Below are 19,054 nucleotides of genomic sequence, written 5' to 3' on the forward strand. Positions count from 1 at the left end.
CCTCCGTGCGGTGCAGTCCTAGACAGCTCCACCACACCGGAGGTCTTCGCCATGATCAAGCCCGGTCAGTGTCAACAACGCTCGTGATCAATACAGCTAGAGCGTGTCCGAAAAGTCCCGCCGCTGAGACCCGTTCGGTGTTTGCGTGAACACGCCCGCCGCCACCCCCGTACCTACGGGCGGCACGAGAACGAGTCTCGCGAGAGGAATCGCACCGTGACCGTCATGACACAGACCGGCGGGATGCAACCCGCCGCCACTTCCGGCGGGTCGGGGACCGGCGGCCTCTTCGACATCCTCGAACTGATCCTGGACCGCGGGCTCGTGATCGACGTGTTCGTCCGTGTCTCCCTGGTCGGCATCGAGATCCTCAAGATCGACATACGGATCGTCATCGCGAGCGTCGACACCTACCTCCGGTTCGCCGAGGCCTGCAACCGCCTCGACCTCGAGTCCGGCCGCAAGGCACCCGACAAGCTCACCGACATCGTCGGCAACCTCGTCGAGAGCGGCGCCCGGGGCAAGACCGGCGGCGCGATCGGCGGCGCCATCGACGCGATCGGCGACATCTTCGACCGTGACGACAAGGACGGCAAGGGAGACGAGCGGTGAGCGGCGTCTACGTGTACGCCGTCACCCGCTCCGACCACCCCCTGCGCCTCGACGGCCTGCGCACGGTCGGCGGGACCGACGACTCCCCGCGCGTGGTCGTGCACGGGCCGCTCGCCGCCGTGGTCAGCGCCGCACCCCCCGGTCTGCGGCCCAAACGGCGCGACCTCGCCGCCCATCAGGAACTCCAGGAACGGCTCATGGCCGACGGCTCGGTCCTGCCCATGCGGTTCGGCCTGCTCGCCCCCGACGACGCCGCCGTCCGCACGGCCCTGGAAGAGCAGGGCCAGGACTACGCCCGCAGGCTCGGCGAACTGCACGGCACCGCCGAGTTCAACCTCAAGGCCGCCCGCGACCAGGACGACCTGCTGCGCGAGGTGCTCGACGAGTCCGAGGAGGCCCGCCGGCTCAACCAGTGCACCCGCGACGGCACCGGCAGCTACGAGGACCGCCTCGCCCTCGGCGAACTGGTCGCCCGGCAGGTCGACGCCCGGCAGCGGCGGCAGGCCGAGGAGATCGTCGGACGGCTGTCCGGACTCGCCAGGTCCAGCGTCGTGGCGGACCCGTCCAAGGACGACTTCCTCAACGTGTCGTTCCTCGTCGAGCAGGCCCGCGCCGAGGAGTTCACCACGGCCGTCCGGCGCCTGGCCCAGGACTACGGCGCCGCCTACGACTTCCGGCTGCGCGGGCCGCTGCCCCCGTACAGCTTCGCCGCCTGACATGGGCCTGCTCACCGGCATCCTCACCCTCCCGTTCGCGCCCGTGCGCACCACCCTGTGGGCCGCCGAGCAGCTCCAGGCGGCCGCCGAGGCGCAGTACTACGACCCGGCCCCCGTCCGGCAGGCCCTCGTCGACCTGGAACGGGCCCTGCTGGAGGGCCGCGTCGACGAGGACGAGTACGACCGCCGCGAGGACGAACTGCTGGACCGACTCGACGAGATCGACGCCCGGAGACGAGCCCCGCGACCATGACCCATCCGGCAACAGGCGGACTCACCGGGCCGCCCCGCCTTCCCTCCCCCTACGGCCACGGGCCCGGCGCCCAGAGCGCCAACCTCGCCGACATCCTCGAACGCGTCCTCGACAAGGGCGTGGTCATCGCCGGCGACATCCGGATCAACCTGCTCGACATCGAACTGCTCACCATCAAGCTGCGCCTGCTCGTCGCTTCCGTCGACAAGGCGAAGGAGATGGGCATCGACTGGTGGGAACACGATCCCTCCCTCTCCTCCCGCGCCGCTCGCCCCGAGCGGTCCCTGGCCGACGAGAACGAACGGCTGCGCGCCGAGATCGCCGCCCTCAAGGCGGCCGACAGGAGGCCGGAGCCATGACCGACCCGACCGAACCGACCGGCCCGACCGACCCGGACGTCGTCTACGTCTACGCGGTCCTGCGCGGCACCCCCGAGGCCGCCGCGGCGGTGGCGCACGTGCGCGGCGTCGCCGGCGACCGGATCCACCTGGTGACGCCCGCAGCCGACCCCGCCTCCCGGCTCGCCTTCGCCGTCGGCCGCGTCCCGGCCGCCGACTACGCCGAGGCACCCCTCCAGGCCCACCTCCACGACCTGGACTGGATGGAGTCCACGGTCCGCTCCCACCACGCCGTCGTCGCCGCGCTCGTCGCGAGCGGCACCGCCGTCCTGCCCCTGCGCCTGGCCACCGTCTACCCCGACGAGGCGCGCGCCCGGCAGGCCCTCGACACCCGCCGCGTGTACTTCCAGTCCCTCCTGGACCGCCTCACGGGCCACGTCGAACTCGGCGTCAAGATCTACGCCGCACCCGACATCACACCACCCGGGCCGGACACCGACGGCGGACGGGAAACGCCCGTCGGCGTCGGCGTCGGCCGCGCTTACCTGTCGATCCGCCGCCGCAGACAGCGCAGAAACGAGGAGGCCTGGCGTACGGTCGCGCAGGCCGCCGCACACCTCACGCAGACCGCCGGCACCCTCGCCGTCGACCGCGTCGCCCACACCCCGCAACGCGGAAGCCTCGCGGGCGCCGCCCCCGGCACCAACGTCGGCAACGACGCCTACCTCGTCCCCGCCGACCGCGTCGACGCCTTCCGCGCCGCCGTACTGGCGGCCGCCGAGGGCATCCCCGGCCTCCGCGTCGAGGTCACCGGCCCGTGGGCCCCCTACTCGTTCGCCCTCCAGCCGGAACCGGAACCCGCCGCGTGAGGGCCCGTCGGGGCCCCGGTAATCGAAGGCCGTGGCCCGAGCCGTCAGGCGCTCACAGCCGTCAACGCCGGTACCCCAGCCGCCTCGTACCGCTCCAGCACCACCCGGGCCACCTCCGGTGCCGGCCCCAGTACGTCCGCCAGGACGTCCGCCTCAGCCGCGCCCCGCGCGATGCGGTCGGGGAGGAAGCCGGGGGCGAGGACGTAGGGGGCGACCGCCACTCGGGCGCAGCCGAGGGCCCGGAGTTCCCGGACGGCGTCCTGGGTGCGGGGGAGAGATGCGGAGGCGAACGCAGGCCGCACGGCGCACCAACCGGTGTGCCGCCACTCCCGCGCGATTTCTGCGATCACTGCGATCGCCTCCGGGTCGGTGGACCCCGCCGAGGCCAGCACGACCCCGGTCGAGGACTTGTCGGCGGGGGACAGGCCCGCCTCGTACAGGCGTCGCTCCAGGGCGGACAGCAACAGGGGCGACGGGCCCAGGACCTCGGCCTGGCGGATCCGCAGCTGCGGGGGAGCGTCCGCGAGGACCGCCGGGATGTCCGCCTTCGCGTGGAACGCCCGGGTCAGCAGGAGGGGGAGGGCCACGACGTCACGGACGCCCTGGACCGCCAGGGACTCCAGCACCCCCTGGACCGAGGGCACGTTGAAGTCCAGGAAGCCCGTCTCCACGCGGACGTCGGGGCGCAGGGAGCGGACCCGGCGCACCAGGGCGTGCACCGTCGCGGCGTGCCGCGGGTCGCGGCTGCCGTGGGCGATGACGAGGAGAACGGGCTTGTTGAACACGGTCACTTCACCAGCAGGCCGCGGCTGCGCAGCACCCACCGCTCCAGCGGGCTGAAGATCAGCAGGTCGATCGCGATGCCGACGATGAGGATGAGGAGGATGGCTTCGAAGACCATGGCCATGTCGCTGGCGTTGCGGCCGTTCTCCAGGAGCTGTCCGAGGCCGACGCCGAGGTCGGGGAAGGAGGCGATGATCTCGGCGGCCATCAGGGAGCGCCAGGAGAAGGCCCAGCCCTGCTTCAGGCCCGCCACGTAGCCGGGCAGCGCCGCCGGGAGCACGATGTGCCAGGTGCCCTTCAGGCCGGTCGCGCCGAGCGTGCGGCCCGCGCGCAGGAACAGCGGGGGCACCTGGTCGACGCCGGAGACGAGGCCGTTGGCGATGGAGGGGACCGCGCCGAGCAGGATGACGGCGTACATCATCGAGTTGTTCAGGCCCAGCCAGATCACGGCCGGGGGGACCCAGGCGACCGAGGGCAGGGACTGCAGGCCGGACAGGATCGGGCCGATGGCCGCGCGGACGAACTTCACGCGGGCCACCAGCAGACCCAGCGGGGTGCCGATGACCAGGGCGAAGCAGAAGCCGAGCAGACCGCGCGAGACGCTGGTCCAGATGTAGCCGAGCAGTTCGCCCTGGAGCCACGCCTGGTGGACGACGTCCCACACCGCCGAGGGGGCGGGCAGCTTGGTCGGGTCGTCGACGACCTTGAAGGAGACCAGGGCCTGCCAGACCGCCAGGACGAGGGCGACGGCGAGGACGGGCGGCAGGATCTTCTCGGTGAGGGTCTGCCGGAACGGTGTGCGGCTGGTCTGCCGCGTCTCCAGCGCGTCGAGGCCCGCCTCCAGACCGGCGAGATCGTTGCCGTCCTTGTCGACGGTCGTCGTCGAGTCAGTGCTGGCCATGACGGCGGATCTCCCCACGCAGTTCTTCGGTGATCTCGACGGACAGCTCCGCCACGGCGGTGTCCTCGATGCGGCGCGGCTGCGGGATGTCCACCGTCCACTCGCGGGCGATCCGCCCCGGACGGGAGGACAGCAGCACCACACGCTGCGCGAGACGGACCGCCTCGCGCACGTTGTGCGTGACGAACAGGACGGACACCTGCGTCTCGCGCCAGATACGGGTCAGCTCGTCGTGCAGCACGTCCCGCGTGATCGCGTCCAGTGCCGCGAACGGCTCGTCCATCAGCAGGAGCCTGCTCTCCTGGGCCAGCGCGCGGGCCAGCGCGACCCGCTGGCGCATACCGCCCGACAGCTCGTGCACCCGCTTGCCGTACGCGCCCTTGAGCCGGACGAGTTCGAGCAGCCGCTCCGCCCGCTCGCGGCGCTCCGCCTTCGGCACACCGCTGAGCTTCAGGGCCAGTTCGATGTTCTTGCCGGCGGTCAGCCACGGGAACAGGGCGTGTTCCTGGAACATCAGGGCGGGACGGCCGTCGGTGGTGATGTCGCCGGCGGAGGGCCGGTCCAGGCCCGCCACCAGGTTGAGCAGGGTGGATTTGCCGCAGCCCGAGGCCCCCAGGAGGGTGACGAACTCGCCGGGCGCGACATCGAGGGTGATGTCGTCCAGCACGAGCTGCTGCCCGGCGGGGCCCGCGAACGACTTCGAGACGTGCTCGATCCGGGCGGCGTGGGTGGCCGCCTCCGTGCCGTCGGCGGCCTTGGCGAGGGTCGTGGCCATGGTCGTCACCTCCTGGGACTCTTCGGGATCCGGGCTTACTTCGCGCCGAGACCGGCGTCGTCGACCGTGGGCTCGCCCTCGGCCTTGAGGACCTTGTTCAGCGGCGCGAGGTCGTAGATGCCCTTCAGGTCGGGCTTCTGCAGCAGCCCCGCCTTCACGGCGTGCTCGGCCTCGGTGTTGAGGGTGGAGGCCAGCGGGTCGTCGGTGAACTGGATCGACTTCCACGCCGGGTCCAGCACGTTGGCGGGCAGCGCCTTGCCGGAGTCGACCTCCAGCTGCTCGTTCGCCGCCGCCTTGGCCGCGTCCGGGTTGGCGTTGATCCACTTGTTGGTCTCGACCGAGCCCTTCAGCACGGCCTCGACGACCTTCGGGTGCTTCTCGAGGAACTCCTGGCGGACGATGATGTTCGTGATCACGAACTTCTTGTCCGGCCACAGCGATGCCTCGTCGAGGAGGACCTTGCCGCCCTCGGCGACCAGCTTCGACGCGGTCGGCTCCGGCACCCAGGCACCGTCGACGGCCCCGGACTTGTAGGCATCGGGGGTGACCTTGTTGTCACTGCGCACGACTGTGACGTCGCCCTTGCCGCTCTCGGCGTCGACCTTCCAGCCCTGCTCGGCGGCCCAGTTGAGGAACGCCACGTCCTGGGTGTTGCCGTGCTGCGGGGTGGCGATCTTCTTGCCCTTGACGTCCTTCAGCGACTTGATCTTGTCGGGGTTGACGACGAGCTTCACACCGCCGGACGCCGAACCGCCGATGATGCGCAGGTTCTTGCCCTGGGACTTGGTGTAGCCGTTGATCGCCGGGGACGGGCCGATCCAGCCGATGTCGATGGAGCCGGAGTTCAGCGCCTCGATCTCGGACGGGCCCGCGTTGAAGGTCGCGTACTTCGCCTCGGTGGCGCCCAGCGCCTTCTGGAAGATGCCCCGCTCACGGCCGACGAGCGCCGTTCCGTGGGTGAGGTTGCCGAAGTAACCGATCTTGACTGTGTCGAGACCGTCGATCTTCTTCGCCCCGGCGGCGACCTTGGTGGTGTCGTCGTCCTTCGCCTGGGAGCCGTAGCCGCAGGCGGCCAGGGTGAGCAGGGGCAGCGCGGCGAGCACCGCGAAGGATCGGCGCAGAGCGGATGGTGCAGGCACGGGAGGGTTTCCTCTCGGAGGCCCGGCGGTCACGTCTGTCAGGTCGTGGCCGGGAGGTCGGCGGGTTTTCGTCTACGGCGGTGGGGGGTGAGGGCGCGCGAGCGGTGCGCGTACGTCAGCGCACACATCGCGCGACTCCGCCCTGCCCGCTGCCGAGAGCACCGCTGCCGACGCGGCCGCCCTCCTTCGCGAACATCGAGTAGAAGTCGGGGGAGTTCATGTCAGAAGTCCCACCCGTCGTCATCGGACTCGTCCTTGACCGGGTCGGGGGCGGCGAAGGACTCGCCGACCATGCCCGCGGTCAGCGTCGTGCCGTCGTTCGGGTCGATCAGGATGAACGAGCCGGTGCGCCGCGAGTCGGCGTAGGAGTCGACCGGCAGCGGCTCGGCGGTGCGGATCTTCACCCGGCCGATGTCGTTGGCGACGAGCTGTCCCGGGTGCGGGTGCAGGGACAGGTCGTCGAGCGTGAGGCGGGACGGGATGTCCTTGACGATCGCCTTGACCGTGCGGGTGCCGTGCTTCAGCAGGACCCGGTGGCCGAGGGTCAGCGGGGCGTCGGCGACGTGGCAGACGGTGGCCTCGATGTCCTGCGTGGTCGGGGGCGCGTCCTTGGACGGCACGATCAGGTCGCCGCGCGAGATGTCGATGTCGTCCTCCAGGAGGAGGGTCACCGACTGGGTGGTCCAGGCGACGTCGACCGGCTCGCCGAGCAGGTCGATTCCGGAGATCTTCGAGCTGCGGCCGGACGGCAGCACGGTGACGGCCTCGCCGACGTGGAAGGAACCGGCCGCGATCTGCCCGGCGTAACCCCGGTAGTCGGGGTGGTCGGCGCTCTGCGGCCGGATCACGTACTGCACGGGCAGCCGGGCGTGGCAGTGGCTCAGGTCGTGCGCGACCGGGACCGTCTCCAGGTGCTCCAGCACGGTCGGGCCGCCGTACCAGTCCATGTTCGCGGAAGGCTCCACCACGTTGTCCCCGACGAGCGCGGAGATCGGGATCGCGGTGACCTCGGGGACACCCAGCTCGGTCGCGTACGCCGTGAACTCCTCGGCGATCGCGGCGAACACCTTCTCGTCGTAGCCGACGAGGTCCATCTTGTTCACCGCCAGGACCGCGTGCGGGACACGCAGCAGGGCGGCGATCGCGGCGTGCCGGCGGGTCTGCTCGACCACCCCGTTGCGGGCGTCGACCAGGATGACCGTCAGCTCGGCCGTCGAGGCGCCGGTGACCATGTTGCGGGTGTACTGCACGTGGCCGGGGGTGTCGGCGAGGATGAACCGGCGCCGGGGCGTGGCGAAGTAGCGGTACGCCACGTCGATGGTGATGCCCTGCTCCCGCTCGGCCCGCAGACCGTCCGTCAGCAGCGCGAGGTCCGGCGCCTCCTGGCCCCGGCTGGCGGAGACGCGCTCCACGGCTTCGAGCTGGTCGGTGAGGACCGACTTGGAGTCGTGCAGCAGCCGCCCGACGAGGGTGGACTTGCCGTCGTCGACGGAACCGGCGGTGGCGAACCGCAGCAGCGTGGTGGCCGAGAGCTCCTCGGTCGTGATCGTGCTCATCTCTAGAAGTACCCCTCGCGCTTGCGGTCTTCCATCGCCGCTTCGGACATCTTGTCGTCGGCGCGGGTGGCGCCCCGCTCGGTCAGCCGGGAGGCGGCGATCTCCACGATCACCTTCTCGATCGTGTCGGCGTCGGAGTCGACGGCGCCGGTGCAGGACATGTCACCGACCGTGCGGTAGCGCACCAGGCGCTTCTCCACGGTCTCGCCGTCCTTCGGCCCGCCCCAGTCACCGGCCGTCAGCCACATGCCGGCCCGCTGGAACACCTCACGCTCGTGCGCGTAGTAGATCTCCGGCAGTTCGATGCCCTCGCGGGCGATGTACTGCCACACGTCCAGCTCGGTCCAGTTGGACAGCGGGAAGACGCGGACGTGCTCGCCCGGGGCGTGCCGGCCGTTGTAGAGGTTCCACAGCTCCGGGCGCTGGCGGCGCGGGTCCCACTGGGAGAACTCGTCCCGGAGGGAGAACACCCGCTCCTTGGCCCGGGCCTTCTCCTCGTCCCGGCGGCCGCCGCCGAAGACGGCGTCGAAACGCTCCTGCTGGATCTTCTCCGTCAGCGGCACCGTCTGCAGCGGGTTGCGGGTGCCGTCCGGGCGCTCCTTGAGCACACCCCGGTCGATGTAGTCCTGCACCGAGGCGACGTGCAGCCGCAGTCCGTGCCGGGCCACCGTGCGGTCCCGGTAGTCGAGGACCTCGGGGAAGTTGTGCCCGGTGTCCACATGCAGCAGCGAGAACGGCACCGACGCCGGCCGGAAGGCCTTCAGCGCCAGATGCAGCATGACGATCGAGTCCTTGCCGCCGGAGAAGAGAATCACCGGCCGCTCGAACTCACCCGCCACCTCACGGAAGATGTGCACCGCCTCCGACTCGAGAGCGTCGAGGTGGGAGAGCGCGTACGGGCTGTCGGTCTCCTCGGAAACCGTCGCGGCGGTCGTCATGCCAGTCCCCTTTCGCTCAGCAGGGCGTACACGGACGCCGCGGACTCCTGCACGGTCTGGTTCTGCGACTCGATGCGCAGATCGGGCGACTCGGGAGCCTCGTACGGGTCGTCGACCCCGGTGAGCCCCGTGAGCTCGCCCGCGGCCTGCTTGGCGTACAGGCCCTTCACGTCCCGCTCGCTGCACACCTCCACCGGAGTCGCCACGTGGATCTCCACGTACGCGGTGCCGTTCGCCTGGTGCCGCTTGCGCACCGCCTCGCGGCTGTCCTGGTACGGCGCGATGACCGGGACGAGGGCGAGCACGCCGTTGCGGGCGAGCAGTTCGGCGACGAAGCCGATGCGCTGCACGTTGGTGTGCCGGTCCTCGCGGCTGAAGCCGAGGCCCGCCGAGAGGAACTCGCGGATCTCGTCGCCGTCGAGCACCTCGACGCGGTGGCCCTCGGCGCGGAGCCGGCCGGCCAGCTCGTGGGCGATGGTGGTCTTGCCGGCGCTCGGCAGACCCGTGAGCCAGACGGTGGCTCCGGTCGTCACGTCGGTCTCCTGAATCGTCTGAGTCTGAATCGTCTGGGTCTGAGGCGTCTGGGTCTGAGCCGTCGGGGCCTGAGGCGTCTGAACCTGAGGCGCCGTCATCCGTGCAGTCCGCACTCGGTCTTGCTGCGGCCCGCCCAGCGGCCGGCGCGCGCGTCCTCGCCCTCCAGGACCCGGCGGGTGCAGGGGGCGCAGCCGACGGAGGCGTAGCCGTCCATCAGCAGCGGGTTCGTCAGGACGCCGTGCTCGGTGACGTACGCGTCCACGTCGTCCTGGGTCCAGCGGGCGATCGGGGAGATCTTGACCTTCTGCCGCTTCTCGTCCCAGCCGACGACCGGGGTGTTCGCCCGGGTCGGGGACTCGTCGCGGCGCAGACCGGTCGCCCAGGCCTGGTAGTCCTTCAGGCCTCGCTCCAGAGGCTCCACCTTGCGCATGGCGCAGCACAGGTCGGGGTTGCGGTCGTGCAGCTTCGGGCCGAACTCCGCGTCCTGCTCGGCGACCGTCTGGCGGGGCGTGAGCGTGATGACGTTGACGTCCATCACGGCGTCGACCGCGTCACGGGTGCCGATGGTCTCCTCGAAGTGGTATCCGGTGTCGAGGAAGACGACGTCGACGCCGGGCATCGCGCGGGAGGCGAGGTGGGCGACGACCGCGTCCTCCATCGAGGAGGTCACGCAGAAGCGCTTGCCGAACGTCTCGGCCGCCCACTGGAGGATCTCCAGCGCGGAGGCGTCCTCCAGATCGTGGCCCGCCTGCTCGGCGAGGGCCTTGAGCTCCTCGGCCGTGCGCTGTTCCTGAACCGTGGTCATATCTTCGCCCCTCCGGTGTCGGATCGCTTCAGTCCCTGGGCCAGCAGCCCGAGGAACTTCAGCTGAAAGGCTCGGTTGCACGCCGCGCATTCCCACGCGCCGTGGCCCTCCTCGTGCGGACGCAGGTCCTCGTCACCGCAGTAGGGGCAGTAGAACGGGGCCGCTCGTTCGCTCACGACAGGGCCTCCTCGCCGGCGCGGGCCGCCCACGTGGCGAATCGCTCGCCGTCCTCGCGCTCCGCCTGGAACCGCTTCAGGACGCGCTCGACGTAGTCGGGCAGCTCCTCGGAGGTGACCTTCAGGCCGCGCACCTTGCGGCCGAAGCCCGCCTCCAGGCCGAGCGCGCCGCCCAGGTGCACCTGGTAGCCCTCGACCTGCTCGCCCTTGTCGTTGACGACCAGCTGGCCCTTGAGACCGATGTCCGCCACCTGGATACGGGCGCAGGCGTTCGGGCAGCCGTTGAGGTTGATGGTGATCGGCTCGTCGAAGTCCGGCATGCGGCGCTCCAGCTCGTCGATGAGCTGCGAGCCGCGCTGCTTGGTCTCGACGATGGCCAGCTTGCAGAACTCGATGCCGGTGCAGGCCATGGTGCCGCGCCGGAACGAGGACGGCCGGGCGGTCAGGTCGAGCGCCTCCAGGCCCTCGACGAGCGACTCGACCTTGTCCTCCTCGACATCGAGGACGATCATCTTCTGCTCGACGGTGGTGCGCACCCGGCCCGAGCCGTGGGCCTCCGCGAGGTCGGCGATCTTCGTGAGCGTCGCGCCGTCGACGCGTCCCACGCGCGGGGCGAAGCCGACGTAGAAGCGGCCGTCCTTCTGGCGGTGCACGCCGATGTGGTCGCGCCACTGCTGGGACGGCTGCTCGGGAGCGGGGCCGTCGACCAGCTTGCGCCCCAGGTACTCGTCCTCCAGGACCTGCCGGAACTTCTCCGCGCCCCAGTCGGCGACGAGGAACTTCAGACGGGCCCGGGTGCGCAGCCGCCGGTAGCCGTAGTCGCGGAAGATCGACAGGACGCCCTCGTAGACGTCGGGGACCTCGTCGATCGGCACCCAGGCGCCCAGCCGCACGCCCAGCTTGGGGTTGGTGGACAGGCCGCCGCCGACCCACACGTCGAAGCCCGGGCCGTGCTCGGGGTGCACGACGCCGACGAACGCGACGTCGTTGATCTCGTGCACCACGTCCAGCACCGGCGAGCCCGAGATGGCCGTCTTGAACTTCCGGGGGAGGTTCGAGTACGCCTTGTTGTTCAGCACCCGGCGCTTCATCTCCTCCAGCGCCGGAGTGCCGTCGATGATCTCGTCCTCGGCGATGCCCGCCACCGGGGAGCCGATCATCACACGCGGGGTGTCGCCGCAGGCGGTGACCGTGGACAGGCCGACGCCCTCCAGCCGGTTCCAGATCTCGGGCACGTCCTCGATCCGGATCCAGTGGTACTGCACGTTCTGCCGGTCGGTGATGTCGGCCGTGCCGCGCGCGAACTCCTGCGAGATCTCGCCGACGACCCTCAGCTGCCGGGTGGTCAGCGCCCCGCCGTCGATGCGGACACGCAGCATGAAGTACTCGTCGTCCAGCTCCTCCGGCTCCAGGACCGCCGTCTTGCCGCCGTCGATCCCGGGACGGCGCTGGGTGTACAGGCCCCACCAGCGCATCCGGCCGCGCAGGTCGTTCGGGTCGATCGAGTCGAAGCCCCGCTTGGAGTAGATCGTCTCAATGCGTGTCCGCACATTGAGACCGTCGTCGTCCTTCTTGAACTGCTCGTTGCCGTTGAGCGGGGTGTGGTGCCCCGCGGCCCACTGACCCTCACCGCGGTGACGGCTCACCTTGCGGCGGGGAGTCGCGGCGGCAGGGTTCTGCGGGGTGGCGGCCATGGTTGATACGTCCTTCGGGACAGGCGGGAAAGCGGCTCTGACCTGCGCGTGCGGGCGCATGGGCAGAGGGCGCGTCATTGCGCGGGAATGCGACGAAAAAGGGGGATGTCGGGCGGTGCGTGAGTGCTCTCAGCGCGCCGGACAGATGGCGCTGGACATGCGGCCGAGGTCGACGTGGCGTCGACTCACCAAGGCGATCCCAGTTCCAGGCATGACGGAAGCGTGGCACGGCGATCTGGACACAGTCCAGCTTCGTCCAAGATTCGGACACTCAGGTCTCGGTATGCGAGACGCGAGTGTCCTTGGTCACATCGGGCCGTCCGAGGGTGTCCGGCCAGGTCAGACGGGGAACGCCCCAGGCCACGGTCCCGGAGCGGTGACGTCCGCTTCGTCCTCGACCTTGGTGTCGAACAGCTTGAAGCCGCGGCGCTGATAGTTGGCCATCGCGTGCTCGCCGTCCTTGCTGCACGTGTGCAGCCAGACCCGCTTCGTCGGCGTCAGTCCCGCCCAGCGGTCCGCGAGGTCCCAGGCGCGGGCCGTGCCGTACGACAGCAGGTGCCCGCCGATGCGCCGGCCGCGGAAAGCGGGGAGCAGACCGAAGTAGACGATCTCCACGACCGCGTCGTCCTGCGCCTCCAGCTCCACATAGCCCGCGGGCGTGCCCCGGTCGTAGGCCACCCACGTCTCCACGCCGGGCCGCTGAAGGTGCTCCAGCCACCGCGCGTACGACCAGCTCAGCCGGTCCGTCCACAGGATGTCGCCGCCGACCGAGGCGTACAGGAACCGGCTGAACTCGGGCGAGGGCACCTCGGAGCGGACGACCCGGACGTCCCCGTCCGGCGCGGCGGCCGGCAGCAGGTCGGTCGGGGCGGTCTGCTCCAGGGACCAGGTGGTCACGGCAATGGTGGTCATGCGGGCCAGAAAATCATCTGACCCACTGGTCTGTCGATCGCGGCCTACCGGTCCGCCGGCCGGCCCAGCGCCCGGTCCACCGACGCCAGCGGCAGCGCGAACAGCATCCGCCCCGACTGGGACCAGACCTCGCCGGTCTCCTCCCAGTAGGAAAGGGAACCCGCCCGGCCGCTCCAGCAGTGCCGCGTCTCGTCCGTCGCGCACTCCGTCGCCCGCGCGCCCTTCGTGTCCTGGCGCCACAGTGTCCCGTGCCCGCCGGGCGTGCCCGCCGCGCGGTCGAGGTACCAGCCCGAGCGGTACGACAGCACGCCGCGCACGTCGGCCGTCTTCGTCTCGTACGCCTCGACCGGGTCCGCGCGCCCCGAGGAGGCTGTGGCCAGCAGGCCGGACCTGGCCGGCTCCCGGCTCAGCGCGTACCGCCACAGCCGGGTGCCCCGGTCGCCGTCCGCGGGCACCCACTCGCTCGCCACCAGACTGTCGGGGGAGGTGCTGCGGTCGAGGGAGACCGCGGCCGGATGCGGCACGTCGCGCCCGCCGGGCAGGGCGTAGGAGGCGACCGCGGGCAGCACGTACCGGTTGCCGGACGCCGACCAGCCGCCGCGCACCCGGCCGACCGCGTCGGAGTCGACCGTGGCGCGCTGGATGCGGTCCATGTCGTACACGTACAGCGCGTCCCGGTCGCCCTCCCGGGTCGTCACCAGCAGCTTGTCCTGGTACCAGACCATGCCGGACAGCGGGGAGACCAGTCCCCGGTAGTCCCGCCCGCCGTCCACCGGGACGGCCAGCAGCGCCCAGGTGTAGCGGAGCCGGTCGGGGTCGTTCGCGTCGACGAAGGCGACCTTCGCCAGGCCCCGCTCGGGGGCCGGACCGTCCAGGGAGCCGCCCCCGGCACCGCCGCGGGTCCAGCCGGAGAGGATCACGCGGTCGTGGCCCCAGCGGCCGTCGTCGTCCGCGTCGCCCGAGGTGGTGACCGCGCCGGGCCGCCAGCCCCGGGTGTCGGCGCCGCCGAAGCAGTACGCGCGCGTGGCCGCCGGCTCGACCGGCAGGCTGTGCTTCTCGGCGCTCGGGCAAGCGTCCGCGTTGCGCAGCGTGCGGTCGGCGCCGTCCAGCACCGTGGCGGCACCGACGGGCCGGCCCATCTCCGAGGCCAGCCGGTCGAGCCACTGCCCGGGCACCCGCTGCTCGGCCAGCGGCAGCCGCCCGGCCCCGGCGGACGCGGAGAGGGGCTTCAGGGCCCCGGGCGCGTCGGCGACCGTGGCCTGCGAGGCGCTGATCAGGGTGGCGGCGGCGGTGAGCGCGAGAGCCGTCCCGGCCAGGGTCCCACGCAGTACCCTGCCCCGCCTGCGCCGCCGGTGTCTGCCGCGATGCTTCATAACGTCCTCCCGAGGCGGGCCAACTGCGCCTTGTGATCCGTACGTTGACGGAGGAGCAGGTGGGGTGGCCCGTAGGGGATGCTACGGCAGGCGGGCGGGGCGGGGGGCGAAGACCTTGCAAATATGCGCAAGATGCACCCCTGGGGCGGCCGGACGGCACGCCCCGTGAACCTCAGGGAGCCGGTGCGGAGCCGCGCAGCCTCCCCACCGCCGGTGCCGTCGAGTGCGGCAGCAGGTCCTTCGGGTCGTCCGGGAGGAGCACCTCGACCTCGGCGTCCTCGGCGAAGCGGTACGGCCGGTGTTCCAGGAACGCGCCGAGGTAGCGCCGTACCCGCGACATCTCGGCGCGTACCGTCACCGTGCGCGCCGGATCGCCGAACACGTCGCCGGCCAGGCCCGAAGCGCTGCGGCCGGTGCGGTGGACGGCGAGGAGGTACAGCAACTCGGCGTGCCGCGGACTCAGTTCGCGCGTCCAGGAACCCGCACCGCCGGACACCGCCACCGTCCATCTGCGGGCCTGTCTCAGGTCCAGCACGATGCTGCTCGCCCCGCGCGCCGCCGGCTCGTCGGCGGCCGCCCGCAGCAGCCAGCCCCCGGCCAGCGGCTCCACCGAGCACAGCCCGAGCGCCGGCACCCACCTCGGGCCCGGCGACAGCGACTTGGGCAGGGCCACGCGCCGCGTGTACGGCATCCCGCTGACCGCGGCGGTCCAGCCGTCCCGGTCGACGACCAGGGCACGCCCCTCCAGCCGGGCCAGCACCGGCGCCGCCACCGCGCGCAGCCGCTCCAGCGACTCCAGGTGCCTCTCCCGCAGCCGGGCCTCGGCGAGTTTGGCCACCGAGTCGACCCAGGCGAGCGTGGCCGGATGCATCGTCTCCAGCGGGCCGCTCACGTCCACCACGCCGAGCAGCCGGCCGTCCCGCGGATCCGTCAGCGGAGCGCCGGCACAGGTCCACACGGCCTGGGAGCGCACGAAGTGCTCGGAGGCGAAGACCTGCACGGGCCGGCGCACCACCGCCGGGGTGCCCAGACCGTTCGTGCCGACGACGTCCTCACGCCAGTCCGCGCCGAGTTCAAAACCGAGCCCGTCGGCCTTGCGCAGCACCGGCGCGCTGCCCTCGCGCCACAGCACCCGCCCCTCCTCGTCGGCGACCACCATGATGTGGTGGGCGACGTCCGCGAACCCCAGCAGCCCCTCCCGCAGCACCGGCAGCACATGGCGCAGCGCCGACGTCTCACGCCGCCGCTGCACCTCCTCGCGGGACAGCAGATCCGCCCGGAAGTCGTGGTCGGGATCCACACCGCTGCGCAGCATCCGCTCCCAGGACTGCTCGATCACCCGGCGCGGCGGCACGGGCGCGGGCTGCCCGGACAGCCGGGCGGAACGGACCTCGCTGAGCACCCGGGCCGCACGCGAGGTGTCCTTGGCGGCGAGCTGCGTGACGTCCATAGGCGTGTGCCCCCCGGTGTCTTCTGACTGCCCGTCGGAGTCCATCGACCGTCCGCCGGAGTCCTGACTGTCTGTCGGAGCCTTTTGACTGTCCGTCTCATAGTGCCGTCTGCCCGACAGCGGCGCGCGCAGTCCGCCACAGTCAGCAGCAAGTTGCAACCCCTTGCAACCCTGGTGGACAGCCCGGCCGTGTCTGAAACTTGAGCGGCGCCGTCCCGAGCGGCGTTCAGTGGCTCGAACGGGCCAGTGCGGCGGGGGTGGTGCCGTGTCGGCGCAGCACCACCCCCGCTTTTCGCTGCCCGGATCAGGTCACCGGCCGGGCCCGCTCCACCACCGACGCCAGATCGAGCGTGTGCGGGAGCGTCCCGAACGCCGCGCCTCCGTCGCCGCCCAGCCGTGCCGCGCAGAACGCGTCGGCGACCTCCGGTGGCGCGAAACGCACCAGCAGTGACCCCTGCAGCACCAGCGCCAGCCGCTCCGCAAGCCGCCGCGCCCGCCCCTCCACGCCCTCCAGGTCGGCGAGTTCCGTCAGCAGGTTCTTGATGGCCCCGTCGAGCCGGTGATCGGCGCCGCGCGCCTGCCCGACCTCCCGCAGATACGCGTCGAACGCCCCCGGCTCCCGCTGCAACGCCCGCAGCACGTCGAGGGCCTGGACGTTGCCCGCGCCCTCCCAGATCGAGTTGAGCGGCGACTCGCGCACCAGCCGGGGCAGCCCGGACTCCTCGACGTAGCCGTTGCCGCCCAGGCACTCGGCCGCCTCCACCGCCACCGGCGGGCACCGCTTGGTCACCCAGTACTTGGCCGCCGGCACCGCGATCCGCAGCAGCGCCCGCTCCTGCTCGCCGCCGTCGTCGTAGGCCGCCGCGAGCCGCAGCGCCAGCGTCGTCGCCGCCTCCGACTCCAGGGCGAGATCGGCGAGGACGTTGCGCATCAGCGGCTTGTCGGCGAGCTTCCCGCCGAACGCCTCCCGGTACGTGCAGTGGTGCACCGCCTGCGCCACCGCCTGCCGCATCAGCCCCGCCGAGCCCAGCACACAGTCGAGCCGGGTCGCCGCCACCATCTCGATGATGGTGCGCACCCCGCGCCCCTCCTCGCCGACCCGGCGCGCCCAGGTCCCGTCGAACTCCACCTCGGCCGAGGCGTTCGACCGGTTGCCGAGCTTGTCCTTGAGCCGCTGGAGCAGGAACACGTTGCGCGTGCCGTCCGCCAGCACCCGCGGCACCAGGAAGCAGGTGAGCCCGCCCGGAGCCTGCGCCAGCACCAGGAAACCGTCGGACATCGGCGCCGAGCAGAACCACTTGTGACCGGTCAGCTCGTACGTCCCGTCCTCGGCCAGCGGCAACGCGGACGTCGTGTTGGCGCGTACGTCGCTGCCGCCCTGCTTCTCCGTCATGCCCATCCCGAACAACGCCCCGGCCTTGAGGCGGGCGGGCCTGAGCCCACGGTCGTAGACCATGGACGTCAGCCGCGGCTCCCACTCGGCGGCCAGGTCCGGGTCCGTGCGCAGGGCGGGCACCGCCGCGTGCGTCATCGACAGCGGGCAGCTGTTGCCGGCCTCGACCTGCGTCCACACCAGGAACGCGGCGGCCCGCCGCAGATGCCCGGCCGGCCGGTCCCAGGCCGCGGTCAGACCGGCCGAGACGCCCTTGCCGAGCAGCCGGTGCCAGGACGGGTGGAAGTCGACCTCGTCGATCCGGTGGCCGTACCGGTCGTGGGTGCGCAGCCGCGGCGGGTTCTCGTTGGCCTGCGCTCCCCACTCCTGCACCTGGGCCGAGCCGGAGGTCCGCCCGAGCGCCGAGAGCTCGCCGAGCACCTCGTCGCGCAGGCCGGGATCGAGATGCCGTTCGACCGCCGCCGTGAGGGCCCGGTCGGCCGAGAAGACGTCGTACCCGACCAACGGCGGGACCTGGTTGTTCACGGAGTGGGTGCTGCCAGCCATGGTGCGAAAGTACCCCGGGGCGGCCCCCTGGTCACCAAGGGGCGGGGCCCGGGCGCCGGAGCCCCACCTGTGCGTGAGTACGGGCAGGCACGACGGATACCGTTAGGGGGTGCAGCCAGCAAGTGAAACCCCCGACACACACTCCGGGCGCCTCCATCGGGCGCGTGCTCTCTACCGGAACGTCTCCAAGCGCAGGACCGCCTGGCTGTTGCTCAAGGACACCGTCAACTCCTGCATCGAGTACCGCATCCTGGGCCTGGCGGCGGAGGCCGCGTTCTTCACGCTGCTGTCGGTGCCGCCGCTGCTGCTGAGCATGATCGGACTGCTCGGCTACGTCGACGCCTGGACCGGTGCCGACACCATCGAGAGCCTCGAGACCAACATCCTGGAGGCCGCCCGCACGGTGCTGTCCGACCGGGGCGTGCGGCAGATCGCCGAGCCGATCCTGCACGACGTGATGAAGGGCGGCCGGCCCGACGTCATCTCCATCGGCTTCCTGTTCGCCTTGTGGTCCGGCTCCCGCGCCGTGAACGTCTTCATAGACACGATCACCGTCATGTACGGCCTCGACGGCGTCCGCGGCATCGTGAAGACCCGCCTGATGGCCTTCGCGCTGTTCATCGTCGCCCTGCTGATCGGCTCCATCGCGCTGCCGCTGATGGTGGCCGGGCCGGACGCGGTGGTGCGGATCGTGCCGTGGTCGACGACGGTCGTGCAGATCCTCTACTGGCCGGTCGTCATCCTCCTGTCCATCGCCTTCCTGACCACGCTCTACCACGTGTCCGTCCCCGTCCGCTCTCCGTGGATCGAGGACGTGCCCGGTGCGCTCGTCGCCCTCGGCATGTGGGTCCTCGGCAGCTTCCTGCTGCGCATCTACCTCACCAGCACGGTCGAGGGCCCGACGATCTACGGCTCCCTCGCCGCGCCCGTCGCCGTGCTGCTGTGGATCGGTGTGGCCGCGTTCGCCGTGCTCGTCGGGGCCGCGGTCAACGCCGCCATCGACCGGGTCTGGCCGGCCGCCGCGACGGCCGCGGCCCGCGAGGCCAACGAACGCCTGCGGCAGGCGCAGGTCGCCGAGTACGTCGCCCGCGCCGCCGCCGCGGGCGAGTCCGACCCCGACATGCCCTCGGAGTTCCCCGAACGCTGGTCCCGCTTCCTCCCCCCGGAGGACGTCACGGCCCGCCTGCGCACCCACGTGAAGAGCACCCACGTGAAGAGCACCCATGCGAAGACCCCCGACCAGTCCGACGGGGAGCCGCCACCGCCCGTGAACAAGTAACGGGCCCGCACG

At 71.6% G+C, this 19,054-nt stretch carries 21 protein-coding genes; 6 read left to right on the forward strand and 15 right to left on the reverse strand.

Annotation, left to right across the window (positions count from 1 at the left end):
• Window positions 1-225: 225 nt before the first annotated feature.
• From gvpJ to ACZ3I3_RS25410, 5 genes are read left to right on the forward strand one after another with little or no spacing between them, the layout of a single operon-like run.
• The gene (gene gvpJ / locus ACZ3I3_RS25390) at window positions 226-612 is read left to right on the forward strand and encodes a gas vesicle protein GvpJ (protein WP_467368998.1); all 387 of its coding nucleotides are present in this window, start codon (window positions 226-228) and stop codon (window positions 610-612) included.
• The gene (locus ACZ3I3_RS25395; protein WP_467368673.1) at window positions 609-1,328 is read left to right on the forward strand and encodes a GvpL/GvpF family gas vesicle protein; all 720 of its coding nucleotides are present in this window, start codon (window positions 609-611) and stop codon (window positions 1,326-1,328) included. Before gvpJ ends, ACZ3I3_RS25395 begins: the two co-directional genes overlap by 4 nt.
• Before the next feature lies 1 nt (window position 1,329).
• Window positions 1,330-1,581 (forward strand): gas vesicle protein GvpG, encoded by a 252-nt coding sequence (locus ACZ3I3_RS25400; RefSeq protein WP_467368675.1) that lies wholly within the window; start codon window positions 1,330-1,332, stop codon window positions 1,579-1,581.
• The gene (locus ACZ3I3_RS25405; RefSeq protein WP_399412981.1) at window positions 1,578-1,940 is read left to right on the forward strand and encodes a gas vesicle protein; all 363 of its coding nucleotides are present in this window, start codon (window positions 1,578-1,580) and stop codon (window positions 1,938-1,940) included. Before ACZ3I3_RS25400 ends, ACZ3I3_RS25405 begins: the two co-directional genes overlap by 4 nt.
• Window positions 1,937-2,788, forward strand: coding sequence for a GvpL/GvpF family gas vesicle protein (locus ACZ3I3_RS25410; RefSeq protein WP_467368678.1), 852 nt, complete (start codon window positions 1,937-1,939; stop codon window positions 2,786-2,788). Before ACZ3I3_RS25405 ends, ACZ3I3_RS25410 begins: the two co-directional genes overlap by 4 nt.
• Before the next feature lie 44 nt (window positions 2,789-2,832).
• On the opposite strand, the gene ACZ3I3_RS25415 is transcribed toward ACZ3I3_RS25410, so the two are convergent.
• The 15 genes from ACZ3I3_RS25415 to ACZ3I3_RS25485 form a co-directional block, all read right to left on the reverse strand.
• Window positions 2,833-3,573, reverse strand: a complete 741-nt coding sequence (locus ACZ3I3_RS25415; RefSeq protein ID WP_467369000.1) for a sirohydrochlorin chelatase — start codon at window positions 3,571-3,573, stop codon at window positions 2,833-2,835.
• Window positions 3,574-3,575: 2 nt separating this feature from the next.
• On the reverse strand, window positions 3,576-4,472 hold the full coding sequence (locus ACZ3I3_RS25420; protein WP_467368680.1) for an ABC transporter permease: 897 nt from the start codon (window positions 4,470-4,472) through the stop codon (window positions 3,576-3,578).
• On the reverse strand, window positions 4,459-5,247 hold the full coding sequence (locus ACZ3I3_RS25425) for an ABC transporter ATP-binding protein (RefSeq protein WP_467368682.1): 789 nt from the start codon (window positions 5,245-5,247) through the stop codon (window positions 4,459-4,461). Before ACZ3I3_RS25425 ends, ACZ3I3_RS25420 begins: the two co-directional genes overlap by 14 nt.
• 35 nt (window positions 5,248-5,282) lie before the next feature.
• A complete protein-coding gene (locus tag ACZ3I3_RS25430) occupies window positions 5,283-6,386 on the reverse strand; it encodes an ABC transporter substrate-binding protein (RefSeq protein WP_467368684.1) in 1,104 nt (367 codons plus the stop codon).
• Between the two features lie 221 nt (window positions 6,387-6,607).
• A complete protein-coding gene (locus tag ACZ3I3_RS25435) occupies window positions 6,608-7,942 on the reverse strand; it encodes a sulfate adenylyltransferase subunit 1 (protein WP_467368686.1) in 1,335 nt (444 codons plus the stop codon).
• A gap of 2 nt (window positions 7,943-7,944) precedes the next feature.
• Entirely contained in the window at window positions 7,945-8,880 is a 936-nt protein-coding gene (gene cysD / locus ACZ3I3_RS25440; protein WP_381032826.1) for a sulfate adenylyltransferase subunit CysD, read from the reverse strand.
• Window positions 8,877-9,413 carry an adenylyl-sulfate kinase gene (cysC, locus tag ACZ3I3_RS25445; RefSeq protein WP_086851630.1) on the reverse strand — a complete coding sequence of 179 codons (537 nt, stop codon included), beginning with the start codon at window positions 9,411-9,413 and terminating at the stop codon, window positions 8,877-8,879. Before cysC ends, cysD begins: the two co-directional genes overlap by 4 nt.
• Window positions 9,414-9,508: 95 nt before the next feature.
• Window positions 9,509-10,219: a phosphoadenylyl-sulfate reductase gene (locus ACZ3I3_RS25450; RefSeq protein ID WP_467368689.1), complete on the reverse strand. Its 711-nt coding sequence runs from the start codon at window positions 10,217-10,219 to the stop codon at window positions 9,509-9,511.
• Window positions 10,216-10,395 carry a hypothetical protein gene (locus tag ACZ3I3_RS25455; RefSeq protein WP_150483728.1) on the reverse strand — a complete coding sequence of 60 codons (180 nt, stop codon included), beginning with the start codon at window positions 10,393-10,395 and terminating at the stop codon, window positions 10,216-10,218. The genes ACZ3I3_RS25450 and ACZ3I3_RS25455 overlap by 4 nt, the downstream gene beginning before the upstream one ends.
• The gene (locus tag ACZ3I3_RS25460; RefSeq protein ID WP_467368691.1) at window positions 10,392-12,089 is read right to left on the reverse strand and encodes a nitrite/sulfite reductase; all 1,698 of its coding nucleotides are present in this window, start codon (window positions 12,087-12,089) and stop codon (window positions 10,392-10,394) included. Before ACZ3I3_RS25460 ends, ACZ3I3_RS25455 begins: the two co-directional genes overlap by 4 nt.
• Before the next feature lie 129 nt (window positions 12,090-12,218).
• Window positions 12,219-12,302 carry a putative leader peptide gene (locus ACZ3I3_RS25465; RefSeq protein ID WP_310887545.1) on the reverse strand — a complete coding sequence of 28 codons (84 nt, stop codon included), beginning with the start codon at window positions 12,300-12,302 and terminating at the stop codon, window positions 12,219-12,221.
• Between the two features lie 126 nt (window positions 12,303-12,428).
• Window positions 12,429-13,001, reverse strand: a complete 573-nt coding sequence (locus ACZ3I3_RS25470) for a GNAT family N-acetyltransferase (RefSeq protein WP_467368693.1) — start codon at window positions 12,999-13,001, stop codon at window positions 12,429-12,431.
• Between the two features lie 44 nt (window positions 13,002-13,045).
• Entirely contained in the window at window positions 13,046-14,374 is a 1,329-nt protein-coding gene (locus ACZ3I3_RS25475; RefSeq protein WP_467368695.1) for a hypothetical protein, read from the reverse strand.
• A gap of 172 nt (window positions 14,375-14,546) precedes the next feature.
• On the reverse strand, window positions 14,547-15,824 hold the full coding sequence (locus tag ACZ3I3_RS25480) for a GAF domain-containing protein (protein WP_467368697.1): 1,278 nt from the start codon (window positions 15,822-15,824) through the stop codon (window positions 14,547-14,549).
• Between the two features lie 304 nt (window positions 15,825-16,128).
• A complete protein-coding gene (locus tag ACZ3I3_RS25485; RefSeq protein ID WP_467368699.1) occupies window positions 16,129-17,763 on the reverse strand; it encodes an acyl-CoA dehydrogenase family protein in 1,635 nt (544 codons plus the stop codon).
• Between the two features lie 109 nt (window positions 17,764-17,872).
• Here ACZ3I3_RS25485 and ACZ3I3_RS25490 point away from each other — a divergent pair, with 109 nt between their 5' ends.
• Window positions 17,873-19,042: a YihY/virulence factor BrkB family protein gene (locus ACZ3I3_RS25490; protein ID WP_467368701.1), complete on the forward strand. Its 1,170-nt coding sequence runs from the start codon at window positions 17,873-17,875 to the stop codon at window positions 19,040-19,042.
• Window positions 19,043-19,054: the final 12 nt, after the last annotated feature.

The organism is Streptomyces sp. NPDC016851 (genome assembly GCF_055562795.1).